The 15,815-nt window shown below is 73.0% G+C and carries 12 protein-coding genes; 2 read left to right on the top strand and 10 right to left on the bottom strand.

The genetic code is table 11. The features are described 5' to 3' along the window. Entirely contained in the window at positions 1-966 is a 966-nt protein-coding gene (locus tag HAV39_RS32255) for an ABC transporter ATP-binding protein (protein WP_191842956.1), read from the top strand. 99 nt (positions 967-1,065) lie between these two features. On the opposite strand, the gene HAV39_RS32260 is transcribed toward HAV39_RS32255, so the two are convergent. The 10 genes from HAV39_RS32260 to HAV39_RS32305 all read right to left on the bottom strand — a co-directional run bounded on the left by HAV39_RS32260 (position 1,066) and on the right by HAV39_RS32305 (position 14,572). Then, positions 1,066-2,661: an FAD-dependent monooxygenase gene (locus HAV39_RS32260; RefSeq protein ID WP_191842957.1), complete on the bottom strand. Its 1,596-nt coding sequence runs from the start codon at positions 2,659-2,661 to the stop codon at positions 1,066-1,068. Positions 2,662-2,715: 54 nt separating this feature from the next. Then, entirely contained in the window at positions 2,716-4,011 is a 1,296-nt protein-coding gene (locus HAV39_RS32265; protein WP_191842958.1) for an MFS transporter, read from the bottom strand. Further along, entirely contained in the window at positions 4,008-4,574 is a 567-nt protein-coding gene (locus HAV39_RS32270) for a helix-turn-helix domain-containing protein (protein WP_239121057.1), read from the bottom strand. Before HAV39_RS32270 ends, HAV39_RS32265 begins: the two co-directional genes overlap by 4 nt. A gap of 168 nt (positions 4,575-4,742) precedes the next feature. Beyond that, the gene (locus HAV39_RS32275; protein ID WP_191842960.1) at positions 4,743-7,286 is read right to left on the bottom strand and encodes an ABC transporter permease; all 2,544 of its coding nucleotides are present in this window, start codon (positions 7,284-7,286) and stop codon (positions 4,743-4,745) included. Continuing rightward, positions 7,286-8,074 (bottom strand): ABC transporter ATP-binding protein, encoded by a 789-nt coding sequence (locus HAV39_RS32280; protein ID WP_191842961.1) that lies wholly within the window; start codon positions 8,072-8,074, stop codon positions 7,286-7,288. The genes HAV39_RS32275 and HAV39_RS32280 overlap by 1 nt, the downstream gene beginning before the upstream one ends. A gap of 198 nt (positions 8,075-8,272) precedes the next feature. Further along, positions 8,273-10,825, bottom strand: a complete 2,553-nt coding sequence (locus HAV39_RS32285; RefSeq protein ID WP_191842962.1) for an ABC transporter permease — start codon at positions 10,823-10,825, stop codon at positions 8,273-8,275. Then, a complete protein-coding gene (locus HAV39_RS32290; protein WP_191842963.1) occupies positions 10,822-11,604 on the bottom strand; it encodes an ABC transporter ATP-binding protein in 783 nt (260 codons plus the stop codon). Before HAV39_RS32290 ends, HAV39_RS32285 begins: the two co-directional genes overlap by 4 nt. Positions 11,605-11,678: 74 nt before the next feature. Continuing rightward, positions 11,679-12,353, bottom strand: a complete 675-nt coding sequence (locus HAV39_RS32295) for a response regulator (protein ID WP_239121056.1) — start codon at positions 12,351-12,353, stop codon at positions 11,679-11,681. A 10-nt stretch (positions 12,354-12,363) separates the two neighbouring features. Further along, a complete protein-coding gene (locus HAV39_RS32300) occupies positions 12,364-13,665 on the bottom strand; it encodes a sensor histidine kinase (protein ID WP_244958910.1) in 1,302 nt (433 codons plus the stop codon). A 22-nt stretch (positions 13,666-13,687) separates the two neighbouring features. Beyond that, entirely contained in the window at positions 13,688-14,572 is an 885-nt protein-coding gene (locus HAV39_RS32305) for a RecB family exonuclease (protein ID WP_191842964.1), read from the bottom strand. 78 nt (positions 14,573-14,650) lie between these two features. Between HAV39_RS32305 and HAV39_RS32310 the strand changes: the two genes are divergently transcribed. Next, positions 14,651-15,811: a M50 family metallopeptidase gene (locus tag HAV39_RS32310; protein ID WP_239121001.1), complete on the top strand. Its 1,161-nt coding sequence runs from the start codon at positions 14,651-14,653 to the stop codon at positions 15,809-15,811. Positions 15,812-15,815: the final 4 nt, after the last annotated feature.

Raw genomic sequence — 15,815 nt, forward strand, 5'->3', positions numbered from 1 at the left:
GTGAACCGTACCGCTGCGGTGTCGATCAGGTTGGACGGCGTACGTAAGCAGTACGACGGCGGCACGGTCGCGGTCCGCGAGCTGAGCCTGGAGCTGCCCGCCGGCGAGCTGACCGTGCTGGTCGGGCCGTCGGGCTGCGGCAAGTCCACCATCCTGCGGATGGTCAACCGGCTGATCGAGCCGTCGGGCGGGCGGATGTGGCTCGGCGACGACGAGATCACCGCGGTCGACCCGATCGCGCTGCGGCGGCGCATCGGCTACGTCATCCAGAACGTGGGCCTGTTCCCGCACCAGACCGTGCGCGACAACATCGGCACCGTGCCCAAGCTGCTCGGCTGGCCCAAGGGGCAGATCGCCGAGCGCACCGCGGAGCTGATGGACCTGGTCGGCCTCGACCCGGCCCGCTACGCCGACCGCTACCCGCACGAGCTGTCCGGCGGGCAGCGCCAGCGCGTCGGGGTGGCCCGGGCGCTGGCCGCCGACCCGGTGGTGCTGCTGATGGACGAGCCGTTCTCGGCCGTCGACCCGATCGTGCGCGGGCGGCTGCAGGACGAGTTCCTGCGCCTGCAGCAGACGGTCCGCAAGACCATCGTCTTCGTCACGCACGACGTCGACGAGGCGGTGCGCCTCGGCGACCGGATCGCGGTGCTGTCCGAGGGCGGCAAGCTGGAGCAGTTCGCGCCCCCGGCCGAGCTGCTGGCCAAGCCGGCGAACACGTTCGTGGCCGAGTTCGTCGGCGCGGACCGCGGCATCAAGCTGCTGGCGGTGACCCCGATCCCGCGCGATGGCCTGCGCCCGATGCCCGACGCCACGGACGGGGCGCCCTCGGTGCCGGTGGACGGTTCGCTGCGCGACGCGCTCGCCGCGCTGCTGGAGGGCGACACCGGCTGGGTCGTGGTCCGCGACGGCGCCGACGTCCTCGGCATCCTGACCCCCGAGGACGTCTACGCCGTCCTCCGCCGCTGACGCTCCATCAGGTCGCCGGCGGCCAAGGTCATCGGACTTGCCTGGCACCTGTGGGAAAGTGGGCTCAAGATTCCCACAGGTGCCAGGCAAGTCGCGCGATCATGGCGTGGTGGCGGGCGGGCCGAACCAGGTGGTGAGGGCGTCCGGGAGGCCGGTGGGGTCGTTCGGGGCGGGGCCCGTCCAGGCGACGTAGCCGTCGGGGCGGATCAGCAGGGCAGGGGGAGCGCCGGGGTCGCGGGACGTCGCGCGGACCAGGTCGACGCGGTCCGCCCACGGGGCCGCCGCGGCGGCCAGCGCCGGGCCGCCGGTGAGGTCGAGCAGGAGCGGTCGCGCGCCGTGCTGCAGCGACGCGAGCCGGATGCGGCGCCCGTCGTGCGCCAGCCGCAGGTCGGGCGCCATCCGGCCGAGCGGGGCAGGACCCTGGCCCATCGGGTACGGCAGATCCAGGCCCGCGACGGCGTCGGCGACCTCGCGCAGGAACCCGGGTTCACGCAGGCGCGCCGCGTACCGCTCGCGCCGGGCGGTCACCTCGTCGCCGGGGGCCATCAGCTCGGCCTGCTCCCGGGTGCGGTCCAGGGCTTGCCGGGCCTGCGGCATCCGCTCCGACTGGTAGGTGTCGAGCAGCGCGTCGGGGGCCAGGCCACGGGCCACCAGGGCCAGCTTCCAGGCCAGGTTGACCGCGTCCTGCAGGCCGAGGTTGAGATTGGAGCCGCCGAAACCCGCGAACACGTGCGCGGCGTCGCCGACGACGAACACCCGGCCCACGCGGTACGGGTCGGCCAGCCGGTTGTTGCGGTCGGTGAGCCGGCGCAGGATCCACGGCCGGCCGTCGGTGGGCGGCTCCGCGACCGGGACGTCCACGCCGACCACCCGGGACAGGCTGGTCCGGGCCTCGGCGACCGACATCGGCACCTGCTCGCCGGGTGCCTGCGCATCCCACTCGTGGGTGCTCAGCACGTGCACACCGGGAATGAACGAGGCGAACGAGAACGCCCCGTGCGCCGTACGGTGCAGCTGGTAGGGCCGGTACACCGCGCCGTCGGCGGCGCGCAGCGCGCCGGCGGGGGTGAGCGCGGCGCGGGGCAGCACCACGTGCGCCATCCGGATGACCACCTCGCGGCTGGTCTCGCCGGGGAAGCCGATCCCGGCCACCTTGCGCACGGCGCTGTGCGACCCGTCGCAGCCGACCAGGTACGCCGCTCGCAGCCGGTAGCGCCCGTCCGGGCCGTCGACCTCGACCGTCACGCCGTCGCCGTCCTGGGCGAGCCCGGCGAACGTGTGTCCACGCCGGACGTCCGCGCCGAGGCCGCGGGCGTGCCGTTCGAAGACCTGCTCCATCCGGCGCTGCGGCACCGCGAGCACGTGCAGCGGGTTGGCGTCGCGCAGGCGGCGCAGGTCGAGCCGGAATCCGGCGTGCGAGAAGCCGCGCACGGGGCGGGGGCGGTCGCCGAGCGACCCGGTGAACCAGCGCTGGACCAGTGCCCGGGGCCCGCGGTCGTGGCGGGCCAGGGCGCGGTAGAGCCCGCGCCGGTACAGCACGGTCACCACCTGGCCGACCAGGCCGTTGGCGCGCGGCACCGGGTCGGGCTCGGCGCGGCGTTCCAGCACCACCACCCGCGCCCCGCCCAGGCGCAGCTCGGCGGCGAGCAGCAGCCCGGTGGGGCCGCCCCCGGAGATCACCACATCGGCGTTCATCGTGAGCCTCCCTCGATCGTTGTTGTCAACCGTAGTTGACACCGATCCGGGGTGTCAACGTGAGTTGACAGACGCCGTCGCGGCGGCGCGCGCGGAGGCCACCGAGCCGTCAGGTCGCGTATCGCGTGGGTGGGGCACGGGTGCGTCCGCCGGGCGGCGGTCCAGCTGTCGCCACAGGCCGGGCGAGACCACCGGCAGCAGTGTCGCGCCCAGGTAGCACGCGCCGAAGACCAGCAGGGCCGGAGTCAGTCCGATGTGCTCCACGGCCCAGCCGCCAAGCAGACCGCCCAGCGGGATGCCCGCGAAACCGATCGCGTTGGACAGGCTCAGCACCCGGGCCTGCAGGTGCGCGGGCACCCGCTCGAACATGGTCGCGGCGAGGATCGGGTTGACCGCGGCCATCGCCAGCCCGGAGGCGAAGGCCGCGACCAGCACCGGCGTCAGGTCGTCGGACAGTGCCATCACGGCCAGCCGGGGCGAGCCGCCGACCAGGAACCCGACGGTGAACACCGCGTAGCGGGGTGCGCGCGGCGCGAGCGCGGTGAAGACCAGGTTGCCCAGCACCGCACCGAGCCCGAACGCCGCGCTCACCCAGCCCAGCGCCTCCGGCGAGCCGAGCACCTCGTCGATCCAGACCGGCACGAACACGGCGGCGTTGGCCTGGTCGGCCAGGTTGGTCACGAACAGCATGGCCAGGATGCCCAGCATCAGCCGGTCGCCACGGATGAAGTCGACGCCGCCGCGCAGCGCGGTCAGGTACGGCTCCGGCGGCGGGGCGTCGGCGGCGGCGGCCGTGGTGCGGGCGGGCACCAGCGCGGCCACCAGCAGCGCGCACACCGCGAACGAGACGCCGTCCAGCAGCACCGTGCGCGGTGCGCCCAGCGCGGCGATCAGCACCCCGCCCAGGGCCGCGCCGAGCAGCCCGGCGAGCCGGTTCACGCCGTCGTACACGGTGGTGGCGCGGGTCATGTCCACCCCGGACGCGGCGATGGTCGAGGGCAGCAGCACCCGCTTGGCGCAGTCGCCGAGCCCGCGCAGCGCCCCGGCGAGCACGAGCAGCACCAGCAGCACCCCGAACCCGCCGCGCTGCCCGAACGCCACGGCTGCCATCACGGCGGCGCTGGCCAGGTCGGCGACGATGGACACCCGGCGCGGGCCGATCCGGTCGACGAGGGGCGCGCCGAGCGGTCCGATCAGGACGTACGGCAGCAGCTCGGCCGCCGCGGCCAGGCCCATCCGGGCCGGGCTGCCCGTGGTGACCAGCACCAGCCACGGGACGGCCAGGAACGTCAGCACGCTGCCGACCTTCGACACGGTGCCCGCGATCAGCAGGCCGGCCAGCCCTCTCATGCCGACTCCTCGGGGAACGGCAGCACCTGGAACTGCACATGGACGCGGGCGGTGCCCTCGGGCGTCTCGGCGTCGAGGTCGAAGCGCCGGTAGCGCTCGAAGACCGCGAACAGGTCGGCCTGCAGCTCCTTGGTCTCGTCGGGGGTGAGCTGGCCCGTCCAGTCGCTGATGGTGCCGACGCGCTGCCATTGCGGCGGGCGGGTGGCGTACTCGTCGAGGGCGCGGTCGACGCGGGCGGCGTACTGGGCGGCGACGGCGCGCAGGTAGGCCTCGAAGTCGCCGAACGACTCCGGCTCCACGTGGTCCACGGTGGTGCCGCGGTGCGCGGCCCGCCACCAGCGCTCGCGGTTGTTGCCGCGGGCCGGCTCGTCGATCACGAACCCGTAGAGGGCCAGCTGGCGCAGGTGGTAGCTGGTGGCGGCGCTGGACTGGCCGAGCTGGGCGGCCAGCAGGGTGGCGGTGGAGGGTCCCCGCTCGCGCAGCAGGCCCAGCAGGCGCACGCGCAGGGGGTGGGCGAGCCCGCGCAGCGTGCGCGGATCGAGGGTGATGCGTTCGGCTGCCATGACCACCAACATATCTTTGCAAAGACTCCTTGGCAATCCTTGGCGGACGGTGCCGCCTCCGGCATCGCCCCGAAGCAAAGAGAACGTCCTGGTCAGCGCGGGTGACGCGTGAAGAAGGGCACCTTCTTTAACGCGGAGCGTTAAAGAAGGTGCCCTTCTTCGGCCGGGTTACTCGTGGGCGATGGCGGTGAGGACGTTGATGCGGGCGGCGCGGATCGCGGGCAGGACGGCGGCCAGGACGCCGAGGGCCACGCCGGCGGCGAGGTAGAGGCCGATGGCGTTCCACGGGACGGCGAGGGTCTTCAGACCCTCGTCGGCCAGGCCCTGGACCACGGCCGCGCCGAGTCCGACGCCGACGGCCACGCCGAGCAGCACGCCGAACACCGTGATCACCACGGCCTCGACGGTGATCATGCGCATGGTCGCGGCCCGGCTCAGCCCGATGGCCCGCAGCAGGCCCAGCTCGCGGGTGCGCTCCAGCACCGACAGCGCCAGGGTGTTGATGACGCCCAGCACCGCGATGACGATGGCCAGGCCCAGCAGGATCTGGATCATGAGGAGCAGCTGCGCGCCCTCGCCCAGCTCCCGGTCCAGATACTGCTGCTTGTCCTCGACCAGCATCTCCGGGCTGTCGACGAGCAGCGCCTCCAGGCCGGTGCGGGCCGCTGCGGCGTCCGCGCCGTCGGCGAGGCTGACGTACGCGAACGACGGCTGCGGGAAGCGCATCCCGGGCACCACGCCGGTGCCGAAGATGTAGCCGCCGTAGAACGGCACCCGCTGGTAGACGCCGCTGATCCGGTAAGACGCCGGCTCAGCCTTGGGCAGCTTCACGGTGACCGTGCTGCCGACCGTCAACCCGGCCCGGGTCGCGCTCTGGTCGTCGACGACGACCTCACCCGCCCCCGGCTGGGCCAGCGAGCCCGCGACGGTCACCAGGGACAGGTCCCGCACGACGGCGGGCAGGTCGGTCACCGCGGCCGCCCAGCTCGGCTCCTCGTTGATCAGGGCCTGGTCGTTGTACTCGGCGGTGACCGTGCCGATGCCGGGCACCGCCCGCATTTGGGGCAGCAGCGCCTCGTCGAAGGTCGGCAGCACCCCCGGCGACTCCTGACCCGAGATGATCAGGTCGGCCTGGAAACCGGTCTCGGCGTCGCCGCGCAGGCTGCGGTCGGCCGAGGAGATCGTGGTGTTCACGCCGGTGATCAGAGCCACGCCGACCATCAGCGCGGCCGCGGTGATCGCGGTGCGGCGCGGGTTGCGGCCGGAGTTGAGCCGGCCCAGCCGTCCCGGCACCGACCACGAGAACAGCCTGCCCAGCACCGACACCACCGGGCGGGCGAGCACCGGGCTGAGCAGCGACACCCCGATGAAGGTGGCGAGCACCCCGCCCAGCAGCAGCCACATCACCGCGTCGCCGCTGGTGGCGAGCCCGAACGCGATCGCGCCCGCGCCCAGCGCGCCGATCACGGAGCCGCTGACCGTCAGCCTGGTCAGCGGGCGGTCCGGGGTGGAGACCTCCTGCAACGCGGCGACCGGGGGCACCCGGGAGGCGCGCACCGCGGGCAGCAGGGCGGCGATCACCGTGACGCCGATGCCGACGGCGAACGCGCTGATCACCGCGGCCAGCGGCAGGCTGATCGAGGCCAGCACGATGCTGCTGAAGTCGGCGGCGAACTTCGCCAGCAGCGCGCCGACGCCGACGCCCGCGGCCAGGCCCAGCACCGAGGCGAGCAGGCCGATGGCCAGCGCTTCGACCATGACCGAGCCGATGACCTGGCGGCGGCTCGCGCCCAGCGCCCGGCTGAGCGCCAGTTCCCTGGTCCGCTGCGCCACGATGATCGAGAACGTGTTGAGGATGAGGAAGGTGCCGACGAACAGCGCCACCCCGGCGAAGCCGAGCAGGATGTTGTTGAACAGCGACAGGATCGTCTTGAACTCGCCGGCGATGGCCGCGGCGGCCTCCTGGCCGGTCTGCACCACGTACTTGTCGCCGAGCCGCGACTTGATCGCGTCGCGCAGGGCGGCGGGGTCGGTGCCGGGTGCGGCGGTCACGCTCAGGCTGGTGTACGCGCCAGGCGCGCCCAGCATCAGCTCCTGGGCGACCGGCTCGGTGAACCGGACCTCGTGCACCGGCCCGCGGCCGGGCAGCCCGCCCTCGTAGCCGAAGACACCGACCAGCGTGAACAGCTTCTTGGGCTGGGTGGTCAGCACGCCGACCCGGTCGCCGACCTTGAGCTTGCTCAGCTCGGCCAGGGTCACGTTGATCGCGATCTCGTCGGCGGCGGCCGGGCCGCGGCCCTCGCGCAGCTCCAGGCCGCCGGTCTCGCCGGTCCAGTTCGCGCCGAAGCGCGGCGGGCCGAACGAGGCGACGACCTTGCCGTCCGCGCCGATCAGGCGCGCGCCGTCGGCCTGCACCTCGCCGACGACCTGCGCGACGCCGGGCACCCCGGCCACCGCGTCGCGGTCGGCGGCGGCGAGCATGCCGGGCACCGGCTCGCCCTCCAGCTCGGACACGTCGATGGCCGGGCGGGCGCTGACCAGCACGTCGGTCTCGGCCATGGCCGAGGAGAACATGTTGTCGAACGAGCGGCCCAGCGCGTCGGTCAGCACGAACGAGCCGGACACGAACATCACGCCCAGCAGCACGGCCAGGCCCGACAGGACCAGGCGCAGCTTGCGGGCGAGCAGGCTCTTCAGGGTGGCGCGCAGCATCAGAGCTCGGTCTCCGGCGGCGCGGGGCGGTCCAGGCTCTTCAGGGTGTCCAGCACGCGCTCCGGAGTCGGCCCGGTCAGCTCGGCGACGATCTGCCCGTCGGCGAGGAAGATGACCCGGTCGGCGTACGAGGCGGCCACGGCGTCGTGGGTGACCATGACGATGGTCTGGCCGTACTCGGTGACGCTGCGGCGCAGGAAGCCCAGCACCTCGGCGCCGGAGCGGCTGTCCAGGTTGCCGGTGGGTTCGTCGGCGAAGACGACCTCCGGCCGGGAGACGAGTGCGCGGGCGCAGGCGACGCGCTGCTGCTGGCCGCCGGAGAGCTGGTTGGGGCGGTGGCCGAGGCGGTCGCCCAGGCCGACGGTGTCGATGACCGTCTTGAACCAGTCCTGGTCCGGCTTGCGCCCGGCGATGGCCAGCGGGAGCAGGATGTTCTCCTGCGCGGTCAGCGTCGGCAGCAGGTTGAACTGCTGGAAGATGAAGCCGATCTTCTCGCGGCGCAGCCGGGCCAGGCCCGCGTCGGACAGGCCGGTGACCCCGGTGTCGCCGACGAAGACCTGGCCGCGGCTGACCGAGTCCAGGCCCGCGAGGCAGTGCATGAGGGTGGACTTGCCGGAGCCCGACGGGCCCATGATGGCGGTGAAGCGGCCGCGTTCGAGCTCGACGTCGACCCCGCGCAGGGCCACCACCTGGGCCTCGCCCGAGCCGTACACCTTCCAGACTCCGGACGCGCGGGCGGCGGAGGTCTCCGCGCGCTGGCGGGTCAGGGGCGGGGCTGCTGTTGTCATGAGTTCTTCCCTCGGCCGGTCGGCGACATGGACCGGCCGGCCGCGTTGCCAAGGCGGGGCACGCGACCGGCCGGTGTACTCATCGTCGGCGGGGAAACGGCCGCGGACCTCGGCCCGCGGGGTGAGCCGCCCCGGGCTTCCGTACGCGGGGAAGGCCCCCACGCCCGGGTCAGGGGCGACCCTGACCCGGGCAGGCACTCACTCGTAGGAGATGGCGTCCAGCACGTTGAGGCGGGCCGCCATCCGCGCGGGGATGACCGCCGCCAGCACCCCGGCCACGACCGCGGCCAGGAGGTACTGCACCAGTTCCAGCCACGGGATCGCGATCACCGTCGCGAACTCCAATGTCATCAGCGCCTTGGTGAAAGCGGCCCCTAGACCGACCCCGAGAGCCAACCCGAGGAAGACGCCGAACACGGTGATCAGCACCGATTCGACGGTGACCATCCAGACCAGGCCGCCCCGGCTGAGCCCGACCGCGCGGACCAGGCCCAGCTCGCGGGTGCGCTCGACGATGCTGAGCACCAGCGTGTTCAGGATGCCCAGCAGTGCGATGACCAGCGCCACCAGCAGCAGGATCTGCACCGCGATCAGCAGGAAGTCGTAGCTGGCCGTGGCCTGGTCGACGTAGGACTGCCGGTCGCCGACCTGCACGCCCGGGTAGTCCTTCATGATCGTCTCGATCTGCGCGACCACCGGGGCCGCGTCGACGCCGTCGTTCAGCGAGACGAAGCCCTGGAACGCCAGCGGCCCGGGGAAGTCCGCGACCGCGGGCTCGCCGACCAGGATGCCCTGGATGATCGGCGTCGCCTTGTACACGCCGACCACGGTGTAGTCGCGGGTCACCCCGCCGATCACCACCGGGGTCCGGTCGCCCGCCTTGAGCTTGAGCGTCTCGGCGATGTTGTCGTCGAGCACCAGCTCCTGCGCGGCCAGCGTGCGGATCTGGCCGTCGGTCGCGTCGAACGGGAACATGCGCGAGGCCTGGCCGACGTCGGTGGCGAAGATGCCGAACGCCTGCGGCTGCCCCGCGACGCTCACCCCGAGCGCGTCGAAGTGCCAGGCCGCCGCCTCCTTCACGCCCGGGATGGCGCGCACCTGCGCCAGCGCCTTCGGGTTGAAGCCCTGCCGGCCGTCGGGCGCGGCGGTGACGTTCGCCTGGATCATCACCTCCACGCCGATGTTGTCGCCCATGATGTCCGTGAGGCTCGTCTTGAAGGACTGGACCACGGTCGCGGTCATGCCGATCACGGTGACGCCGATGATGATCGCGGCCGCGGTGACGGCGGTGCGGCGCGGGTTGCGCGCCGCGTTGCGCACCCCCAGGTTGCCCGCGGAGCCCCGGCCGACCAGCGCGCCGAGCCCCCGCACGAGCGGGCGGGCCAGCAGCGGTGACAGCAGCAGCGCCCCGATGAACACCAGCACCGCGCCGGCCAGCAGGATCAGGAACGCGGTGCCGCCCAGGTCCGCGAACGCGCCCAGCAGCACCAGGCCGATGCCCGGTAGCGCGAAGGCCGCGCCGACGATGGACAGTGCCTTGAGCGACTTGTCGGGGCGCACCACGTCGCGCATCGCGGCGACCGGCGGCACCGACGAGGCCCGCACCGCGGGCACGAACGCGGCCACCAGCGTCACCACGACACCCAGCAGGTACGCCAGGATCACCGTGAGCGGCGCGACGACCAGCCCGGCACTGGGCAGCGCCACCTCACTGGTGATCGCCGCCTCGCCCGCCGCGGCGAGCCCGATGCCGGCCGCCAGGCCCACGGTCGCGCCGACCAGGCTGACCACCAGCGCCTCCAGCAGCACCGAGCCGGCGACCTGGCCCCAACCGGCGCCCAGCGCACGCAGCAGCGCCAGCTCGCGGGTGCGCTGCGCGACGATGATGTTGAAGGTGTTGAAGATCAGGAAGATGCCGACCACGCCCGCGACCACCGCGAACCCGATCAGGATGTACTTGAACACGTCGAACAGCACGCCGACCTGCGCCGACTGCTCCTCGCTGCTCTCCTGCCCGGTCAGCGCCTTGAACCCGTCCGGCAGCTGCTCCGCGATCCGCTGCTTGAGCGCGTCGTCGCTGACGCCGTCCTCGGCGGCGAAGGACGCGCCGCCGTACACGCCGGTCGCGCCGTAGAACGTCTGCTGCGCGAACGCCTGCTGGAACATGACCACGACCTCGCCGGCGAGGCTGTCCCGGCCGCCGGAGTAGCCGGCGACGCCGACCACGGTGAACGTGCGCGGCTCGTTGAGCACCGGCAGGTACACCTTCAGCTGCTCGCCGCGCTTGACCTTGGCCAGTTCGGCGGTGTGCGCGGTGATCGCGACCTCGCCCTCGGCGGTGGGCCAGCGGCCCTCGCGCAGCTCGACCAGGCCGAGCGGGTCGTCCTTGCCGTCCACGCCGAAGCCGAGTGCCGCGTCGGCGCTGACCGGCTCGCCGTCGGTGGCCCGGAACGGGATCACGCCCTGGGCGCTGACGTCCGGCGAGACGAGCCTGACGCCGTCGACCTCGGACAGGGTGCGCAGCTGCGCGTCGGTCAGCCGGGCCGGCTTGACCGCCTGCGGGTCCTTGGCCTGCACCACCACCGAGACGTTCTGGTTGATGGTGCTGAACAGGGCCGTGAACCGCGCGTTCAGGGTGTCCGACAGCACCAGGCTGCCGGCCAGGAACGCCACCGACAGCACGATGGCGAAGACGGCCAGCGACAGGCGCAGTTTGCGCTGCAGCAGGCCGCGGAGGCTGGCCTTGATCATTCCGAGGCTCCCGTGGACACGACGTCCAGGCGCTTGATCCGGTCCAGCACCGCGTCCGCGGTCGGCTCGGTCAGCTCGTCGACGATCTGCCCGTCGGCCAGGAAGATGACCCGGTCGGCGTAGCTGGCGGCGTTCGCGTCGTGGGTGACCATGACGATGGTCTGCCCGTGCTCGGTGACGCTGCGGCGCAGGAAGCCCAGGATCTCCGCGCCGGAGCGGCTGTCCAGGTTGCCGGTCGGCTCGTCGGCGAAGATGACCTCGGGCTGCGCCACCAGCGCGCGGGCGCAGGCGACGCGCTGCTGCTGGCCGCCGGAGAGCTGGTTCGGGCGGTGGCCGAGCCGGTCGCCCAGGCCGACCGTGTCGATGACGGTCCGGAACCACTGCGGGTCCGCCTTGCGCCCGGCGATGGCCAGCGGGAGCAGGATGTTCTCCTCGGCGGTCAGCGTCGGCAGCAGGTTGAACTGCTGGAAGATGAAGCCCACCTTCTCCCGGCGCAGCCGGGTCAGGCCCGCGTCGCCCAGCCCGTTCAGCGCCGTGTCGCCGATCGCGAGCTGGCCGCGGGTGGCCGAGTCGAGGCCCGCCATGCAGTGCATCAGGGTGGACTTGCCGCTGCCGGAGGGGCCCATGATGGCCGTGAACCGGCCGCGTTCGAGCTCGACGCTCACTCCGCGCAGGGCGATCACCTGTGCCTCGCCCGAGCCGTACACCTTCCAAAGATCTGCCGCGCGGGCCGCGGCGCCGGCGCCCGCGGCGGGTGTGTCGATTACCGGAGAAGTCATGCCCCACAGGCTGTCAGCGCCTGTCCACCCCTCCCTCAGACCTCGGGACGGTCTTCGGGACGGCGGGCTCCTCCTCAGGTAGTAGAGCCGGGTCGTACCAGGCCGGTCTCGTAGGCCAGCACCACGGCCTGCACCCGGTCACGTAATCCCAGCTTGGTGAGCATGTGACCGACGTGCGTCTTGACCGTGGTCTCGCTCACCGTCAGCGCCCGCGCGATCTCCGCATTGGACAGTCCGCGGGCCACGTGCACCAGCACCTCGCGCTCGCGCTCGGTCAGCGTGCTCAGCGAGTGCGGCACGGTCGCGTCCGGGTCGGGCAGCAGCCCGGCGAAGCGGTCCAGCAGCCGGCGCAGTATGCGCGGCGCGACCACCGCCTCGCCCGCGGCGACGGTGCGGATCGCGGTTACCAGCTCGTCGGCCGGCACGTCCTTGGCCAGGAAGCCGCTGGCCCCGGCGCGCAGCGCGCCGACCACGTAGTCGTCCAGGTCGAACGTGGTCAGGATGAGCACGTGCACCGGCAGCTTCGCCGCGGTGATGTCCCGGGTGGCGGCCACCCCGTCCCGGCGCGGCATGCGCACGTCCATCAGCACGACGTCGGGCAGCAGCCGCCGGGCCAGGTCCACGGCCTCCGCGCCGTCGGCGGCCTCGCCGACGATGTCCAGATCCGGCTCGGCGCCCAGCACCATGCGGAAACCGCTGCGCAGCAAGGGCTGGTCGTCGGCGAGCAGCACCCGGATCGGCTTCACCACGCCACCACTGTCACCCTGCGACCTCCGCTTCCGCCTCGGGGGCCGCCGCGCCGGCCGCCCCTGCCTGTTCGATGGGGATCCGCGCGTGCACCCGGAACCCGCCGCCGGGCCGGGGCCCGGTGCGCAGGGTGCCGCCGTACACCGCGACGCGCTCGCGCATGCCGAGCAGGCCGTGGCCGGTGACCGCGCCGATCGTGATCCCGTCCGCGGACAGGGTACGCGCGTACGGTCCGCGGCCGGTGTCGAACACCTCGATGGTCAGCAGCCGGCCGTCGACCGTCAGCCGCACCTGCGCCCGCGCCGGCCCGGCGTGCTTGAGCGCGTTGGTCAGCGCCTCCTGCACGATCCGGTACGCCGTCAGCGCCACGCCCGGGTCGACCTCGCCCAGCTCGCCGTCCACCCGCAGCGAGGTGGACAGGCCCGCCTCGCAGACCTGCTCGACCAGCGTGCGCAGCGCGGACAGGCCCGGCTGCGGGCTGCGGTCGGCGTCGTCGTCCCGGGCGCCCTCGGAGCGCAGCACGAACAGCAGCCGGCGCAGCTCGCGCAGCGTGGTGCGGCTGGTCTGCTCGATGGTGGCCAGCGCCTCGTCGGCGGCGGCCGGGTCGCGGTGCAGCATGCGCCGCGCGCCGGTGGACATCACGCCGATCACGCTGACGTGGTGGGCGACGACGTCGTGCAGCTCCCGGGCGATCCGCCGGCGTTCCTCGGCGACGGCCTGCTCGGCGTGCGCCTGCCGGCTGCCCTCGGCGGCCAGGGCCCGTTCGGCCAGCGCCGCCGACGCCTCCCGGCGCGCCCGCACGGTGCGCCCGATCAGGAAGGTGATCACCATCACCACGAGGTTGATGACGATGCCCGCGGACAGCGAGATCAGCTTGGTGCCGTCGGCGGCGACCATGAAGTCGTGCTGGTATGCCCAGACCCAGATCAGGTCGTTGACCAGCCACAGCGCCGCGGTGCCGAGCAGGGCCCGCCACCAGCGCTGGTGTGCCGCGGCCGTGTAGGCCAGCACCCACAACGCGACGCCCTGCCCGCCCAGCAGCGAGTCCGGCCACAGCAGGCCGACCGCGGTGAACGCCGCGGTCGCGCCGATGGCGAGCCACAGGTGGCTGCGGCGGATCACCACCGGCAGCAGGGTGACCGCGCTCCACAGCATCGTGAGCAGGTCGGTCTTCATCCGCCAGCCCGGCTGCGCGTACGCCAGCAGCACCTGGACCCCCAGCAGCCCGGCGGCCAGCGCCGCGTCCGTGCGCAGCGGCGTCCACCAATCGGGCTTCCACCAGCTCAGGCGCTGGGTCAGGGGAGTCAGGGGCACGCGGGCAGGCTACCCGGTCGGGTCACGCCTCGGGCTGGGCCGCGGCCAGCCGGGCCTGCCGGCTGTCCACCGTCTGCACCGTCACCTGCTGCGGGAACGGCGGCATGGTGCCCCCGAACTCCGGGCAGCGCTGCTGGTGGCTGCACCACGCGCACAGCTTGCTGGGCTTGGGCCGGAAGTCCTGCGCGGCGGTCGCCGTCTCGATCGCCTTCCACAGCGCGAACAGCGTCTTCTCGAACCGGGTCAGCTCCTCGGCGTCGGGGGTGTAGTCGCACACCTCGGCGTCCTTGAGGTAGAGCAGCCGCAGCACCCGCGGCACCACGCCCCTGGTGCGCCACAGCACCAGCGCGTAGAACTTCAGCTGGAACAGCGCCCGCGCCTCGAACGCCTCGCGCGGGGCGCCGCCGGTCTTGTAGTCCACCACCCGGATCGCGCCGTCGGGCGACACGTCCAGCCGGTCGATGTAACCGCGGATCAGCAGCTGCTGCTCGCCCTCGGCGCCGAGCACGGCCTCGATGAGCTGCTCGCGCTCGGCGGGCTCGAGCCGCCGCGGGTCCTCCACGGCGAAGTAGCCGCCGAGCAGGTCGGTGGCCGAGGACAGGAACTCCTCGCGGCTCATCGACTCCTCGGCGTCGAACAGGGAGGCCAGCTCGGGCTGCTCCTCGACCAGGCGCTCCCACTGGGGCGTGACCATCTCGTCGGCCAGCGGACGGGTGCGCAGCGCCGCGGGGGAGTCGAACAGCTTCTCCAGCACCGCGTGCACCAGCGTGCCGCGCACCTGCTCGGGGGTCGGCTGCTCGGGAATGCGGTCGATGCTGCGGAACCGGTAGAGCAGGGGACAGGTCTTGAAGTCGGCCGCACGGGACGGCGACAGCGAGGGGAGGGGGAGACGTGCCTGCTCGGTCATGACCCACAGGTTAGGCGAGCGGTACGACGGGGCCGAGCTCGCCGCACGACATAGCATGGTCACGATGGAGACGACGCTGTGACCGATTCGACATCCAAGTCCGCTTCGCGTGGCGAGCGGAAATCCGGCTTCCAGGTCGGCCGCATCTTCGGGTTTCCGCTGCGTCTGAGCGTCTCCTGGGTGATCATGTCGGTGCTGATCACCGTCTGGTACGGCGACCGGCTCGGCGACGTCCTGCACCTCGACGGCGCGGCGCGCTACCTGGCGGGCCTCGGCTTCGTCGCCTGCCTGCTGCTGTCGGTGTTGTTACACGAACTCGGCCACGCGCTGACCGCCCGCCACTACGGCATCGGCGTCAAGGGCATCACCCTGGACCTGCTCGGCGGCTACACCGAGTTCGACCACGACTCCCCGCGACCCGGCGTCGAGCTGGCCACCGCGCTGGCCGGTCCCGCCGTGTCCGCGCTGCTCGGCATCGGCTCGGTGATCGCCGCGCTGCTGCTGCCCGACGGCACCATCGCCGACCAGATCGCCTTCCAGCTCGCGCTGTGCAACATCATCGTCGCGATCTACAACGCGCTGCCCGGCTGGCCGCTGGACGGCGGCCGCGCGCTGCGCGCCGTGGTCTGGGGCATCAAGGGCGACCGGGACGCGGGCCTGCTGGTCGCGGGCTGGTCGGGTCGGGTCGTCGCGGTGGCCACCGTGCTGATCTCGGTGTGGCTCTACTTCACCGGCTGGTACCAGCTGGTCGGGGTGCTGTTCGGCCTGTTCGTCGCGTTCAGCATCTGGCAGGGCGCGGCCGGCGCGGTGATGACCGCCCGGGTGCGCTCGCGCTACCCCCTCGTCGATCCGGTGCGCCTGGCCCGGCCCCTGTTCACGGTGCCGACCGGCACCTCGCTGGCCGAGGCGACCCGGCGCGCGACCGAGGCCGGGCACGCGGCCCCGGTGCTGGGCGTGGCCGACTCGGACGGGCGGCTGATCGCCCTGGTCGTGCCGGAGGCCGCGGCCGCCGTGCCGGAGCAGCGCCGGCCCTGGATCACGGTGGAGACGCTGGCCCGGGGCATCGACGGGGTGGCCACCATCCCCTCGGGCGCCCGCGGCGCTGACGTGATCAAGCTCTTGCGGGGGGACCCGGCCACTCCTTACCTCGTGGTCGACGGGGAGAATGTGGTGGGCGTGCTCACCGTCATGGACGTGGTGCAGGTGCTCGACCCCGCGGCGCTCAAAGCCGCAAACTGACGTG

The sequence above is a fragment of the Catellatospora chokoriensis genome (assembly GCF_011297315.1).
Classification (GTDB): Bacteria; Actinomycetota; Actinomycetes; order Mycobacteriales; family Micromonosporaceae; genus Catellatospora; species Catellatospora citrea.